The 15663-nt window shown below is 42.8% G+C and carries 14 protein-coding genes; all 14 read right to left on the bottom strand.

What is annotated here, in order from left to right; all coding sequences use genetic code 11:
- Positions 1 to 5: 5 nt before the first annotated feature.
- Positions 6 to 5048: a phage tail protein gene (locus KS242_RS06245; protein ID WP_217323487.1), complete on the bottom strand. Its 5043-nt coding sequence runs from the start codon at positions 5046 to 5048 to the stop codon at positions 6 to 8.
- 206 nt (positions 5049 to 5254) lie between these two features.
- The gene (locus tag KS242_RS06240; protein WP_217323486.1) at positions 5255 to 5857 is read right to left on the bottom strand and encodes a hypothetical protein; all 603 of its coding nucleotides are present in this window, start codon (positions 5855 to 5857) and stop codon (positions 5255 to 5257) included.
- 117 nt (positions 5858 to 5974) lie between these two features.
- A complete protein-coding gene (locus tag KS242_RS06235) occupies positions 5975 to 6157 on the bottom strand; it encodes a hypothetical protein (protein WP_217323485.1) in 183 nt (60 codons plus the stop codon).
- Between the two features lie 125 nt (positions 6158 to 6282).
- Positions 6283 to 6996, bottom strand: coding sequence for a distal tail protein Dit (locus KS242_RS06230; protein ID WP_217323484.1), 714 nt, complete (start codon positions 6994 to 6996; stop codon positions 6283 to 6285).
- The gene (locus KS242_RS06225; RefSeq protein WP_217323483.1) at positions 6977 to 11404 is read right to left on the bottom strand and encodes a phage tail tape measure protein; all 4428 of its coding nucleotides are present in this window, start codon (positions 11402 to 11404) and stop codon (positions 6977 to 6979) included. Before KS242_RS06225 ends, KS242_RS06230 begins: the two co-directional genes overlap by 20 nt.
- A gap of 35 nt (positions 11405 to 11439) precedes the next feature.
- Positions 11440 to 11562: a phage tail assembly chaperone GT gene (gene gpGT / locus KS242_RS18200; protein ID WP_256444532.1), complete on the bottom strand. Its 123-nt coding sequence runs from the start codon at positions 11560 to 11562 to the stop codon at positions 11440 to 11442.
- A 62-nt stretch (positions 11563 to 11624) separates the two neighbouring features.
- Positions 11625 to 11993, bottom strand: coding sequence for a phage tail assembly chaperone G (gene gpG / locus KS242_RS06220; protein ID WP_217323482.1), 369 nt, complete (start codon positions 11991 to 11993; stop codon positions 11625 to 11627).
- Positions 11994 to 12072: 79 nt separating this feature from the next.
- Positions 12073 to 12384, bottom strand: coding sequence for a hypothetical protein (locus KS242_RS06215; RefSeq protein ID WP_217324220.1), 312 nt, complete (start codon positions 12382 to 12384; stop codon positions 12073 to 12075).
- A 3-nt stretch (positions 12385 to 12387) separates the two neighbouring features.
- The gene (locus tag KS242_RS06210) at positions 12388 to 13011 is read right to left on the bottom strand and encodes a major tail protein (protein WP_217323481.1); all 624 of its coding nucleotides are present in this window, start codon (positions 13009 to 13011) and stop codon (positions 12388 to 12390) included.
- A gap of 41 nt (positions 13012 to 13052) precedes the next feature.
- On the bottom strand, positions 13053 to 13433 hold the full coding sequence (locus KS242_RS06205; protein ID WP_217323480.1) for a hypothetical protein: 381 nt from the start codon (positions 13431 to 13433) through the stop codon (positions 13053 to 13055).
- Positions 13433 to 13825: an HK97-gp10 family putative phage morphogenesis protein gene (locus KS242_RS06200; RefSeq protein WP_217323479.1), complete on the bottom strand. Its 393-nt coding sequence runs from the start codon at positions 13823 to 13825 to the stop codon at positions 13433 to 13435. The genes KS242_RS06205 and KS242_RS06200 overlap by 1 nt, the downstream gene beginning before the upstream one ends.
- Entirely contained in the window at positions 13822 to 14193 is a 372-nt protein-coding gene (locus tag KS242_RS06195; RefSeq protein ID WP_217323478.1) for a phage head completion protein, read from the bottom strand. Before KS242_RS06195 ends, KS242_RS06200 begins: the two co-directional genes overlap by 4 nt.
- Positions 14174 to 14476, bottom strand: coding sequence for a phage gp6-like head-tail connector protein (locus KS242_RS06190; RefSeq protein WP_217323477.1), 303 nt, complete (start codon positions 14474 to 14476; stop codon positions 14174 to 14176). Before KS242_RS06190 ends, KS242_RS06195 begins: the two co-directional genes overlap by 20 nt.
- Positions 14477 to 14493: 17 nt before the next feature.
- A complete protein-coding gene (locus KS242_RS06185) occupies positions 14494 to 15663 on the bottom strand; it encodes a phage major capsid protein (protein ID WP_217323476.1) in 1170 nt (389 codons plus the stop codon).

The raw sequence follows: 15663 nt of genomic DNA, 5'->3' as shown, positions 1-15663 counted from the left end.
TCCTGTTATGCTGCATTGTTTTTTAAGTCTTGAATTTGCTGTTCTAAAGTGCTCACTCTTAATCGTAAGAAGTTTATTTCTTTTGCGGCACTCTCATATTCCGAAGACAGTTCCTGAATAGCTTTCCAGCTTAGTGTGTTCATGGCATATTGGTCAATTGCATCTCCATCAGGATTAATAACTTCCTTAGGGGTACTATAATCTCCACCAATGATAAGACCAACTTTGTCTACAATATGTCCTTCTTCTAAATCAGCTTTCAGATTGTACTTTGTCAATGTGGTGCTGTTTATTAGGTCTAGCGCATCAACAGATAGCCTTTCGATATTAGTCTTATATTCAATTAAAGATACCTGATTAAATGCACTGGCCCATATAGGCTTATGGACTAACCCTCTGCCGTAATTGTAACCCGCGCCATTTGTAATTTTAGTACCGCCATCTGATCCGATATAGAAGTATTCAGCAGTTCCTCGCACACCATCAGCCATTAGAGGGGTTTGCGGGTTAGTGGTAAGCAGAGTTCCGCCACCTGTGCCGTTCCAATAGACACTAGCACTGCCGTCACGCTTATCAATACTGTTTGCTGAGATGTTACCTACATCAAACCATGTATTTCCACCACGCGCATAGTTTCTGTCAACGACAGCTATTCGTGGATCTCCGTCTCCTCTATAGAATCGTAAACCGACATTTGGCGCTCCTGTATTTCCATACATTAAATAACTATCGGCGCTATCACTTGATGGAGTGAATGCAAAAGTCATGTCATAAGGCTGTAAACCATGTCCTGCTCTGATGTATACAGGGGATATACGACTCTCAATTCTCGCTGATGCATGAGAATCAATAATGACGCTGTTATTCGCTGATTTAACACCCGTAATACCGTATTGACTACCTAACGTTATACCATGTGTATTACTCTCATATTCTTCAGAGAAGAATTCCAACATCCCTGAACTAGTACCATCACCATAACCATCTGCGAAAGTTGACAATCCGTAAGGCGTTAGGAAAATTGATCGTTCATCTGTCCAGTTCGCAACTCGAAAATTGCCATTAGCTAGGTACAGACTGGCATCAATTGTGCTTGACCTATTCTTCCATCTCATACTGTAACGACCACGAGACTCTAAATTAGAGCCTTGTATATCCATATAGTCAACCGAGCTGCCTCCCCGAATTTTAATCTTATTCGCATCAAGCGTACCAGCTCGTAATTTGTTAACTGATAGACTCGCTATCTTCGCATCATCGACAGCTAAGTTTGCAATCTTAGCATTGGTAATAGCGCCGTTCTCAATTTGCGCAGTTCCTATTGCCGCAGTTCCTATTTTCGCTTTTGTTATAGCAGCATTGGCTATTGCTGCATTGCCTACGGCAGCATTGGCAATATGCGCTGCTTTTATAACACTTCTGTCAATCAGGGTAGTGCCGGTGATATGGTGCAGTCTGCCGTCGATACGGATACCTTCAGACGAAACATTTAAAGCAGCTACGATACCATCTTTGCGGACACGCAGCTCGATGTTGTCGGCTTGCTGTTTAATCTCAGATTCGGCTGTAGAAAGCCTTTGTGTAACTTCACCGGAAGGAACACCATTTATATTTTCAGTATCTCCAGCAACCAAATTACGCTTAGCCCAAACATAATCACCTGGAACCGGGCTCACAAAACCGGTATTTTCATAAAAGTTAGGCGTAGTCTGACCAGCAATTGAAACAGGGCTAATGTAATAACTCTCGTATGAATTTGATATTTTCATATAAACAGTCATAACAGTTTTGCTTGAATCATTTTGCGTAACTACATAGACGAAATCATTTTCGCTAATGCCAGTTGATTCTCTAATTTCTAATTGACATAAAGGCGGGCTCCCCATGCTATTTTGCTGTTTTAACCTCGCAAAACCTGTTCCATATCTTGTCTTAGATCCACCATCTGCACCACCTATAAATGAAAAATCTAGCGAAACCCACGAGTATCGATTATATATGTCAAGATCAAATATCTTTGTCCATTTCCCATAATTACTCGAGCCAGTTCCTGATGTGATGTACTTCTTTGTAACACTATCAATAGCACTCTTCAACTCTGTACTAGTAATCCGCTGCGATATTTGAGTTGCCTGCTGCTTGATCTGGCTTGTGTGACTTTCCACTGTTCCTTTTAAGTTATTGAACATAGACGAATCAACCTTCTGTCTAATTAGCCCAGCCTGCTGTTCAATTGTGGCTGCCTGTTCGCTTACAGTTTGCTGCAAATTATTGAAGGTACTGGACTCAACCTTCGATTCAATCTTCTTCGCTGTCTGCTCAATCAAGGATGTGTGATCTGCCAACTGTTCGACGACTTTATCTTGGTCGGTTTTGTACACTGTTTGGCTTACCTTTTGGCTGATTAGCCCAGCTTGTTGCTTGATGTCGGACTCATTCCTCACAAACCTATCCAGGTAGTCCTCTGGAGCTGCCGACCAAGCAGAAGGTTTGTTTGCACGTTCTAACTTAATCCATTCAATTTCTAGATACCATCCATCCGGTCTTCCAGTTGAACTCGTTGCAAGCGTTAAATCACCATCATTTACAGGGGTAAATTGAGAAGTTAGTATCTCGAACACATCTGGTTGCGAAAAATCAGGAACATTCATAGAATCAAAAAATACCCCGCCATTTGAATCTGCTAATACAAATGATGGAGAGCCTATGTCACTTGACCTTGCTTTCATAGTTAAAGTGTAAGGAACACCTTTTTCTATATCCTCAGTTATTTTCGTCCAAAAATGATGCGCTGTAACGGGAGTGATAATCTCAACTAGAAGATTACCGTTAGCAGTAACAGATACAGGCATCTGAGTTGACCCTACCCAGCCCTCGACATTCTTAAAATAACGGGAATTCCGGATTAAATTTGTACCGCCAATCTCAATGCCCTCAATAGCCTGCCGCAGCCCGCTAATACCTTCGTTGTACTTCGTTTCCGTAACCCGCTGCTGAATTAATCCCGCTTGCTGGGAGAACTCACTGTTTACATTCTCGAATCTCCGATTTATAGTAGCTGCATCTTGTTGGTAGGTGTCCGTGCTGACCTTGCTACTGATGCCTTTTGCATTCTGCTTAATCTGCAGCTGCTGGTCTTTTACGGTATCATCAATGCCATTAACCTGCTGAATTGTTGTTTCAATGGAGCCTTTCACATCATCAACGCTCTGTTTTACTTCCACAAAGTCTTGATTATAAGCGATTGTCTTGTTTGTAAGCTCCACAATCTCGCCATCTAACTCCTGCAGCTTTTCATCCGAAAATTTGAACTTACCATTCACAAATTCCAAATCGGCTTTAGCAGCGATGTTCTGGATAAGAGCATTTCTTGCAGTAGTAATTTGCTCATCCGTATACTTGGTAGAATCCTGCTTAATCTGCTCCCTAGCCGTTTCCGATATCTGCTCAAAATTGATACTGCCATCAGCAAGCAGTTGGGCGGTCATACTCAGTTCCCGGAGTTGGGCTGCAATGTCTTCACCAAACAGAATATCGTCGCTGATAACACGCAAGGTGCTTGCTGATACTTCCTGGCTGTAGTCGCTTGCTCGCTCTTGGTGATTAGCTGCTCTTACTCGGTAATACCATTTCTGTTCTGTCTCTACAGCGTGCGAGAAAGATGAGACATTACCTCTATACAGCAAATGTTGCGGTTGTGGCACGAATCCTTGAACTTGAGACCCGTACACTTCGTAATGCTTTATATAAATCTCACCAGTATAGTCCCATTGCAGTAGGATGGACTTAAACAGCCCCTCCGCTTTTATATTTGAAGGTACTGCCGGCACAACATCCGGAAAATGGTCATTTGATATATGCTCCCATTTACCACGGTTGCCATCGATGGTCTCGATTACGCGTTGAAGCCGATTGTCCGAATTAACAGAAAGGAACTGCCCCATTTCTACGGTAGCAGTTCCTTCAATATCAACTAGATCATATTCCATTGCGATGATGCGTGCCTGTATTTCAATCGGTCGTGAAAAGTTACGGTCAATCGCTCGAGAAGTGTCGCCCAGCTGCACGTACTCATGTTCATAGCCCGCCAGATGCTCCAGCAGTTCCACAGACAGGCTGTAATTAACCTCTGGTTCCTTTGCTTCCTGCAGTGCCTGCCACGTTGCTTGCAGCAGTTCCTCCGCCGTCTCGTAATCTTGATTGCTAAAGATGCCTTCACGGTGTAGTAGCTTACCTTCATGGACACGGCCATACTCTTGCAAAGCCTCCGGGTCCCCAACCCATTTCTTTCCTTTCGGCTTATCTACCGGATCACCATTCTCTTTCTTCCATTCCACTTCTGCAAAATCGAGATAGCGCGTATATCCGCCGCCTTCTGTCTCGAGGGAAGCGCCGCGGCCGTACATTGCAGTAACCGGGTAAGACAAGACTGTTCGCTGAATTTCTGTGATGTTATGGTCAATTTCAAAGCGCTGGCCGCGATCAACGCCCCGTCGCTGCTGCAGCTTGATAACTCGCCGCTTAATCTGGTTGGTATCCTCCACAAATTCGACTACATCTTTAAAGTCGCCTCCCCATGTTTCGAGGATGTTCCAGATAGCGTCAATACTGGTCATGTAGTAGAAGTTCGTGGAATAGGTACCCAGCGATACTTCCACTTCTCCTGCCCAGCGCGAACCTTCCAGTGCAGCATCTAATGCGACCTGCGCCTCTTTGTCGGTGAAGCGTCTGTCTACAATGATGTGTTCTTTGAGTTCCATGAACGCCGGCTCGCAAATAGCTGTTGTTTCTGGACCATCCGCGCCGTCACTGTCATCTAGTTCCTTGATAACGCACAGCCGCAAGTCGCCATCCTTGTCTTTGAATACGACTTGATTCTCTTCTTTTACATGCTGGGATTCTTCCGTATCAGCCTCGACGGTAAAAGAAAAAGGCGTATCAGACACCTTGTTTAATTCCTCTCGGAAAGGTGCGCTGACAAGCCCTGTGGATTCTGTGATAACTGTAAGCAGCTGGTCATCTTGGCCGAAAATATATAGTTCTGTCAAACTATGTCCTCCTTTCTTGTAAAGTATTGAATTTTAGTAGACAAGAGCTCAATATGCCGAATAAGCGACCAAGGAAATTTATATAAACACATATAATAAAGGTGGTTTACAATTAATCACTTTTTAAGTGTTTACTGTAAAACTTAAGAACATTAAAAGGCCGTATGCCAATTTAAGCATACGGTCTTTTAATTAAAAGTTATTATTTAATTTGTAATCCTACACTTAAGTGCTACCCATGTAAGTGAACCGGCAATACCCCAAATGCTACCTTTTGCTCCAGCTTTCAACAAAGCTCTTGCTGTACCTGTATAATTTTTATCCAAGAAGTATTGATATGCTGTAGTTAATACCGTAGTTGGTACGAGATCCACAAAAAAGGAACTAAAACCATCTTGAACGCACTCAAATTCTTCCATATCATGAAATCCAATAGGCATAATTACACCGGATGTACTAAATGTACTAAATGTTGATGAAAATGCACATTGTTGAGAATCCAATTTTGGATTTTTGATATCTTGGACGGTTGCTTGCTGATCCTTTTTGATTTTTTCCAATACTGGAGAGCTGCCGTATTTTTGTTCGATTTTTTCAATATCTAAGCCAATTATGTTCCCATTTGAATCTTTTATAGTAGCTTCTTCGGCTACAAATTTTATTTGTTCAGCTGCTGCTTTTACCTTTTCTTCTTCTAATGATTCTGATGATTCTGATGACTTTGCTGCTACACTAAAGGGAGCTAATAGACACGTGAACAATGCTACTACAGTTACAAGCGACAATACTCTTACAAAATGATTCTTCATATTTCCATCTCCTTTTATATGTATTCAAGGAGTATGCTAACTTAGTATACTAGGAAATTCAATGGTTTTTATGGAATTTGTTACTATAAATGTAATATAAACACAAAAACTATCTCTTTAGTTTTTCTTTTTTAATTGTCCAGTTAACCATGTAACAATTTTTATAAATAGAACTATATAGATAGTTTGTAAGAGGTTCTCCCAAAAGAAAAGGGCACCATTTTTAAATAAATCGTATAGAGAAAGCCAACCAAAAAATAATATCCCTAAAATGATGAGTATTTTCACTTCTCTCTTCATATTTAGCCTCCATTTTATTTAACTTAGTTCGATTATATATGAATCTAAGTGTAAGGAAAACCGATACTGTATAGATATAGTTAGCGAGATTTAAGTTTATTAGTTTGTGAATTAACCTTTTCTCTTTAATGAAATCTCTCAACATAAGTCATAATCGTATTTTCAGTAGCATTTATGGTCATGGCGCCTGGACGCAACGGAAACCATACTGTATTGAGCGCAATGGCTGTTGCTAGACTCTTACCATTCAGCAACACTTTTCGTTTATGGTAATCAATCGCGAGGACATCGCCGGCAATAAAATTATAGTTAAGAACGATGCGACCACCGCCAGCCTCTTCAATGATGTATTTGCTAGTTGGTGCTTCGAATGTTGTTTTACTGGTCCAGTCCGTTTCGCGCTGCCCTGTTATGAAGTAAGAGCGTCGGTCAGGTAGTAAATTGAGCTCTATTTCTTTGCCGGCTGCGTGCAGCGCTGTAAAGCTGAGTGTGCCTTGCCGAAGCGTAGCCATCTTTTCAAAGTCGCTCATATCGTTCTGCAGTACAGCCGGATAAACTCTGCCTGGCTCGTCATCAAACTTTAGCGGGCACCAGTCTTCTATAATAAGCCAGTCTGTCATCCATTCCACAATCTGCATTTGCTCTTCATCATTCTTCACCTTGAATCCTACTGGCTGGCTGATTTCAATTAACCCTCGCGTTGTTTTCTTTAACCGATGCCCTCCAGGATACTTTACAATCTCTCTTTCTATCGAAGAGAACGGGGATTTACTGCGCCCCCGCAGCATGTGAATTTTGTCATTCCTCTGTCCGTTAAATTCAAATCCCTTTAGGGGCATAGCGTCCACCTCTTCCCTTTTTCCTGTTTTGCTGATCAGTTATATACTTTTCAAGCAACTGACCGGCTTTCTTGCCATCAATCTCTAAGATATGGCCGTTCATGATAGCTTGCAGTTGTTCCTGTTGGATACCTACCATTTCTCTTAGTAAATTGATGACATCTGCCATTACGCCGTCACCAGTACCGCCAGTGGGATTCGGTAGCTGATTAGGACGCTTATTCCCGGTTATCTCCCTGCCGGCAAGAGCAAGAAGCTTCATAGCCTCAGTACGTCTCTTTGGATCCGTAGGGATAACCCATTCCGGATGTCCTTCTTCAGACAACTCATACAAGCCATGCTGAGCAATACGCGCGCCTGTAGCATACCCAACATACGGACGTCCTTGCCGCAACGCCTTAATACCAGGCACATTAAACACATTACCGTATCTTCTCTTGATGTAATTGATAGCAGCTGCAGCATTGTGAACTGGATTCATAATGTCATTCCAGCCATTTTCCTTGAAAGCATTGAACGTTGGTCCAATTGTCTGCATGAGACCCATGGACGGAATTCCACGCTGCCAGTTAATATCCCACTTATTTATGGTAGATGGACCAGTACGGCCACCGGATTCTTTCATGGCAATTGTAGTCAAGGGACCGAGCCATGATGATGGTACACCCGTTCGAGCAATGGCTGCTGATATCCAGCTCTTTACGTTGCCGGGAGCATCGCTATCGAATGAACCAAAACTACTTATTTTTCCTTTAATGAAATTTGTAGCTCCTGAAAGCATCTTGTTAAGTGCCGGCATTGTTGCAGCTGCGAAACCACCCGGGAATTCCGGCATTTCAAATCCTGTAGTTTCCAACGCTTTCTTAAGCAATTCCTTTGGATCGGATACATAATCCCATACGTCTAACGCTGTATCTTTTAAAGAACTCGCTGCTTTCTTACCCTTTCCTACTAAATAATCTTTAGTGAGGCCTGCAGCTTTCTTTAAATCTCCAATTCCCCAAGCATATTTAGGAATATTGCTAAATAACCTTTTCGTGTCAGATGCTGAGAGGACGCTTGTTCCCTCTGGAAGGTTGACGAGAGTATCTTTTGCTGGACTCAATCCGACTTTTCCGTCTGGTGTCTGGATAAGTTCTTGACCGGCATTGGCGCCTTTTCCATCGCCAACGATTGCCAAGCCTCCAGGATGACCGTCTGTGCCATGCGCATATTCAGGAACCCACTTAGCCAGCCGATTCTCTTCTTTTACACCTACATGCTTCAGCACCCAGTTGATACCTTTTACGACTCCGTTGACGCCACCTTCCAGTCCGCCGAGCATTTTGCCTTTCAAAGTGTCAATTCCGCCAGTAACTTTCCCAGCCATCTTAGAAATTCCTGCGCCTATCTTGCCCGGTAAGTCCTTAGCACCTTGAACAACATCATCAAACACTCCGCTAATCCAACCGCCCCAACGCTTAAAAGTCCCGAAAGTATTTGACGCCATATCTGTAAATCTTTTAATCGCTCCGTTCTTCATATCAGAGAATTTACCAAGTGCGCGATCTTTTAGATTTGACGCAACGTTTTGTACTGAGTTCTTCCAGCGTGAGACGTTAGAAAGGGTATCGGCTGTCATCTCAGAGAATCTCCCAATTGTTGCACCTTTTAAGGCCGAAAATAAACTAGAACCCTTGTTTTTCAGGTCTAGGAACTTATCAATAGCCATGTCCTTCATTTCGCCAGCTTTACGAGGAACATATTCTTTCAGTAGATTCCAAGTATTAATTGCATTGGCATACATCTCAGCCTGCTTTAAACCAACATCGTTCTGCAATTTCTGCCATTTAGAGAGGACTTCTCCTGTTTCCCAATCGACTTCGCTTACATGCTCTTCCGCTTGCAACCTCGCTTCTGAGACCACGTTTTCATGCATATCCTCTGCATGTCCGACGGATTCATCTCTTTGACGTTTCGCTTCTTCAATAAGAGCATTAGCTTCCTCAGCTTTAATTTCTCCAGTTTCATCGCGCATCATTTCCCAAGTAGCAACAGTATCGCTGTATTGCTGCTCAGCATCAGCGATAACTTTATTTCTAGCCTCAGCCGAGTTCTTAACGGTATCTGCCGCTTGTCTAGCTGATATTTCTGATGACTGACTTTGCATGTTCCTTAAGATTGCTTCTTGTTCTTCTTGATTTTTGGTCAATGCTACTAACATTTGATCCTGAAATGACTGCTTGATTTTGTTCATTTCCTCATCTTCAGCAGCAGTTGTTTTCCGGTTTTCTTCATGAGCTGTACGAAGTATATCGTCGATTCGATCTTGACCCTCTCGAACCTTCTCTTCGCGTTTTTTATATCCTTCTTCCAGTTTTTGAATGAGATTTTGCTGATCCTCATCGGATATCCCTTCTGCTTCAGCGAAGAACTCATACAATGCTTGCAAACTTTCATCTTTCTTTTCTTTCAAACCCTCTACAATCTGTGTTCCCATCTCATCGAACGTAGCTACCAAACTATCACGCATATCCTCGCTTACAGATTTTCCGCTCCACGCTAGCTCGTTAAGTTGAACAGTCGCTTCGTCATTTAGCTTCATGAAGCCACCTACAGCCTGTTCAGTAGAACTGGAAACTTCATCACCAAATAAGTCTACTTCAGGAATAGCATCCTGTTTCAAGTGGTTATATAGCGCAATTCCTCCAGCTGTCAGCGCAGCTAAAGCTCCAATGGTTATACCAACTGGACCAGTTGCGAAGGCTGCTAAGGCTGCTCCTAATCCACCAGCGCCAGCAATCATTCCGGACAGTGACCCAGCAATAGTAACCACGCCTGCCACACTGGAGACAAGGCTACCAAGTGTCATGAGCACAGGCCCAGCTGCAGCTACAAAAGCACCAAATTTTAGAATGTTTTTCTTTGTGGAATCATCTAGGTTTCTTAACCAATCCGTAACACCAGCAATACCTTCTTTCACTTCCGGCATTACGTCTCGCGCGAATTCCAGAAGTGTTTTCCCTAGTGGAACCAGCGCAGCTTTCGCTTCACGCCAAGTAGACTTCCATTGTTGGGATAGGGATTGCTCTGCATTATTAATCATCTCATCCATCGTGCCATCAACGTCTTTTAATCCACCATCGATACCGCCCAGTGAATACATAGCATCTGCTTCTAGGTCTTCCCATTTGGTTCCGTAAAGATCTACGCCAATTTGGTTAGTAGCTACTTGGTCGTCCATTCCTTCTAACTCTGCGAGGACTGCGTTGGAAACATCCTTGACTGTCTTATCGCCTTTAAGAAATTCTTTCCAAACTTTTTGAGTAGACGAGGAAAGCTTCTCCATAGCCTCTGATGTTGTTTTTGAACCATCTTTTAAGCGAAGCTGATTCTCTTTCATAACATCGTTTATATAATCAAGATTGTAAACACCGGCTTCTGCCCCATTGATAAGCAACTCAAAATATTCTTCTGCCGAATAACCCATCTTACCGAATAAAGGCGCGTACTCGGAAAGGTTATCGAACATTTCATTAGAGAAGTTGAGACCTTTTTGAGCTCCTACAGCCATTAAATCGAACGCTTCGTCTGCTTCAAGACCAAATGCCTTCATGACATTGTTTCCAGCTCGTGTGACCTCGTTTACGTCCGCCTCGAAAGTGTCAGCCAATACAAGTGCTTTGTTGGTAATACGCTCAAGATCTGCTTCGTTTAAATCCCGTATATTTTGACGCGTTTGTATAAGTGCAGTGTCTATTTCCTGAGTGGATTCACTGAATCCTTTTTTGTAGATGTTACGTGAGGCTTCAGTTAGATTCTTCGCTTCACCAGTGGTTAGACCTAATGAATTCTTCATCCGGACAGTCGAATCTTCATAACTAGACGCAGCCAACCCCATTGCAGTGCCAAGACCAACTGCTGATGTTGTAACAAATGCTGTCATGGAAGAACCTAGACCTTTAATACCATCGCCCATAGTTTTCATATGGCCGCCAGCAGTCTTCATATTACTACTCATCTTGCTCCAACCGTAATCTGCTTCTTGCTGCGACTTCTTGAGCTTTTTCATTTCTTCTCGCAGATTTTTTGTATATCTCTCCGTATTGTTGAGAGCTGCGACCTGATTGTTATAAGCTTTTGCCGCTTTGTCTGCTTGCTTGGAGCCTTCTCCGTATTCTTTGACCATCTTTTCATACTCGGCTTTATATTCGCTGACTAAGCGTTTTTGAATGGAGATCTTTTTATCGAGTCCACGAAGACTTGTTTCATATCTTTCGACTGACTGTTCACTCTTATCGAAAGCAGACATGTTTGCTTTCATCTCACTGTTTAATCCAACAAGCTTACTTTTTAATCCGGGAATGCCGCGCTCTAAGGCTGTTGCGTCCAAATTAAGCCCAATCGATAAACCCTCTATGCGTTCCATTTAGTTCCTCCTTTCCTCGAAAATTTAAAAAGCCCCTAACCGCCGAATGTGGCAATTAAGGACTTTTCTTCTTTTGGCTTTGCTTCTTCTGCTAATAGATCCAGTACAAAGTGATAAGGCATATTCAATATTTCGTTTATGTCCTTTCCACTTTTCATCATTTTTCTGATTAGGTTATTCAAGTATTCTTTTTGCTTCTCAAAAGTAAAATCTTCGTCAGTTAGCGTTTCTTCGCCAGGTACTTTTTTGTGAAATCATTCTGCACCCCGCGCGCAACAAATAGCACTTGGTCAAAAAGTACCTTGTTTACATCAGGTGCATGCAGCCCATTGAAAATATCATCTGGAGTGAATTGCTTGCCGTACACTTCATTCGCCACAAAGTTCATTACACGAGTATAAAGCTCAATCTCTTTCTTTGGATTAGTTCCTTCACTCGTTTCGTTCTTTTCGATTTCAGCGTATACTTCGATAGCTTCATAAACTACTTTCATTGGCAAAAATGCAGGAGTTAGATAAGTTTCCTTAACGATTTCCCCTTCTTTAACATCCTTGACCAGTTCGATTGCATGTCTTTTTAATTCACTCATTGTAATTCTCCTCTATTGATTTTTTCGATTTTTATTTATGCGCATAAATAAAAGGACGAGCCGTAGCTCATCCTCGGTTTTATTCCATTTCTTTAATGACAGATCGTTTTTGATTGTTGCTCGCAGTAAGAAGTTCTTGCAATCGTTCTTCACTTACGTTTTTATTAGCTGGCTTAGGGAAAGAGTCACCTTTGTGGTACACCTTTCCGCTATCCTGCAAATCCTTGAAATCTTGTACCGCAACAAATTTCCGTTTTTTCTGCTTAGGCGCTGAGTCCTCAGTAGGCTTTTGGGCTTCTTCTGTTTTCTCCGGTTCCTTTGCAGCCGCTGCAGTTACTTCACCGGCAGTTTCTTCTTTCAACTCGTCTTTCAATTCTTCTTTCTTAGCCATACATTACACTCCTTCCGGGGTAGTTTCTGTTCCGCTTTCTACAACGGAAGGATGAGCCTGTCCGAAAATGGCTTGGAACAGTGCATCTCGATTTGTAGTCTGTCCCTTAGCATCGCGACCAAAGATAGCTGACTTTTCGTTTTCGAATCCTTCTACGGTACGATCCATGAATTCAGCTGTTACCTCTTCGCTGCTGAATTCTACACCTTCACCTTTTGTCTGCCCGGTGATGTTCGAACGCATGAACATTCCTTTAGGCAAACCAACCCATTCTTTTGAACCGTCTTCATAAGTTTTAGCAAAAACAACCGCCACATAAGGCGGTGTATCTTCGGAGCCGTAAGCAATCAAACCTTCGTTCTCTTCCAAACCGAACAGGACCTTTTTATCCTGCTCAGGTACTTTATGAAAACCAGAGGTAACAGACGTGTTACCGCTAGATACAGCTAGTTCAGCAGTGATGTTATCCCCATATGCACGAACTGGCTCTTGAGGCATTTCTACTGTAATAGTTTGCAAGAATTTCACCCGTTCTACAGCAGCGGTTGTGTTTGTAATTTCGTCAAGTACACCGTAGTAAAATTCGTCAATACCAGTGGAAGCTCGGTAATTTTTTTCTTCAGCCATTCTTTATCACTCCTATTTTTGGGTATAAAAAAGACACCTTCTCAGGTGTCAAAATCAGTTGTGTATTCTTTTCCGCGGTATCTGCGGGCATCGCGATAAATGCCATAGTCACCGTCATATTCATCAGCGCCACCGCCATATTGAACTAGGCCTATCTCCTTTAGAACCTTGCGTATCCTTTTAGCCAGCTCATCCCGAATGCTTATGTCCTTTGACCAAATATCCACTTGATAAAGAAAATCATCAGTGAGGATTTCATTGTCACCATAGTCACCCGGCTTAGGAGCATCCAGGGGATCTATAACAATATGAGATTCTTCCATGTTCGCTGCTTCTGGATACTCATAATACTTAATTCGGCTGCCGGCATGCGTCACTATAAATGTATCGGCCATCATAGCTTGATAAATTTTATCCAGCATTATAGCCCTCTCCTAACAGCCTCAACGATTGCAGCACGATACGCATTTTCTGCATTACGCATAGCGCGAGCAATTGCTCCTTTACCTTTGGGGTTCGGATTTTTAACGGTACCGAATTCATTCAAGTGAATAATGCGGTACCGGTTATCCGGCCCTTTCCAGTGAACTTTAATTGCTCTTTCCTTGCCAATGGTCATTGGTTTAGAAACCGTGATCTCTCGCAGAGAAGCGCCAGTGTCTTTGAAAGATTCAAATTGACTTTTTAACTCTCTAACAAAGACTTCCGCACCTTTTTCCAAAGCTCGGTCGCTTACACGCTGCACGTTATCTTTTCCATAACGGCCTTCTATTTCTTTAAGTAATTTATTAAGCCCCGTTACTTCTACACTCATCCTGTCACCACTTCCGCCACAATATCAATAAAGCGCCGGTCTTTCAGGTTAGGCTGAGCCGTTCGGATGTTATATCTCAAATGCTCATATTCCGGCTCATGTACCTGTACATAATGCTTGTTCATTGGCCGGTAATCTGCGCCCGGATCACGGATAGTAATGGTCAAGTCTGACAATGTGCCATTGGCTTTTGCTTGCTCCATATCTCGCAGCCATACTTGGTCAACCGCCGCCCAACATTCAAATAAAGTACGTTTTTCACTCTCGCCCGGATATGGTCCAGGATTATCTTCGTATTCATAGAACGTAACAGCCGTTCTCAGCTCGCCCGAGTGCTTCCGAGGCTCTTTATACTTGTTCGGTCTCATCGACTGCCTCCTCGTCCGGAAGGTTGCTCAGAGCAAAGCTATTAATCTGTGACAAGAAATTGTCATTGAAATATTCAAGCGCATCGTTATACGCGTACCTTGAACGCTCGAGCACTAGCTCTTTGCCGGGATTTGCTGTCTCTAAGCTGAATGAACCGCACTTATCTGAAATATCCGCATAAGAAAAGGACAGCAACCTTTTAAGGTGACTGTCCTCGCTTTTATGAGATATATGAAGGCGATCTTTAAATTCCTGCAGCAATTCTTCTGTGACATTAGACATCTATGCCACCTCCTAGATTAGACGCCGGCTGGCTCCTCTGGTGTAGTTGGTGCAGCTGTATCTTCTTCAATTGCTAGATTCAAGTCATAGACCTGTGCAGCGTAGTTATCTACTGGTTTACCTGTAGCAAACTGCTTAGCGATATACAATGTCGCATCCTCCATGGCCATTGTTTCAGTGAACTTATTTACTGTCATAGCCCCACCAATTGCAGCGATGTACTGATCACGGACAAAGAACAGCACTTTATCTTTTGGAACGAATGATGATGTTGTAACAGTTGGATTAAATGGCAAGCTTTGTACATAAGCACCGGCAGAGTTTTGGATAGTGGAATTCGCTTGAATTCCAAAACTATCAAATGGGTTAACAACCATGACAACCTTGCCCGCAATATTACGCACTTTTTCTTCTCCATCTTTACCAACTGGTCGAATAGACAATTTTTCTACTACGCCTTTCAATTCATTTATTGTTGTGCGACCAGGACGGAATGTAAGTGTTCCGGCTGTCTCTTTAAGCGTCACTGCCCCGTTTTCTGCTACTTGATACAAGAGGCCGACCGGTTTGGACTGACCATCACCAGCTACATAGCCGCGCTCAAGACCAACAGACATTGCTTCGGCAATCATTGTACGAACATAACGCTCAACCCACACTGGTCCAAGCTGCAGCATGTCGTTCGCAATAGGAATGAACGCAGTTAATTTAAGCTGCGTAATTTTTTCTTTACGGAACGTAGCATTAAGCTGCCCTTTGATATCTCCGAACAATTCTCCCCAGACTGCTGCGCCTTCCGGATCAGAATAGATAAACTCTGTTACTGCACCAAGGTTTTGAATACCAATAGCTTGCAGCAACGGATGAGATTCAACAAGGTCTTGGAATACTCGTTCCTGCGTTGTTTTAGGAAGAGTGTCCTTGTCTTTAAATCCACCTTCTTGGATAACGGCATTGAAAAATTCTCTTTCTTCGCTAGTAATCATGTTAGTGCCACGAGCCTGCAAAACGGATTGATCCTGCATATTGCTTTGCACCTGATTAAAGATATCAGCGCGAACATCACTGGAAAGCGCCTCAATCATTTCGCTTAATGCGGATGCCTGCGCCTCCTGATCACCGTTTTGTACAGCTTCCGCAAAAGCTGTTTTTTTATCTTCAAAGTTCACAAATTTAATTTTCGGCAT

It is taken from the genome of Terribacillus sp. DMT04 (assembly GCF_019056395.1).
Taxonomy (GTDB): Bacteria; Bacillota; Bacilli; order Bacillales; family Amphibacillaceae; genus Terribacillus; species Terribacillus aidingensis_A.
Note: the sequence above shows the minus strand (reverse complement) of the source record. Positions and strands in the feature narration are given on the sequence as shown.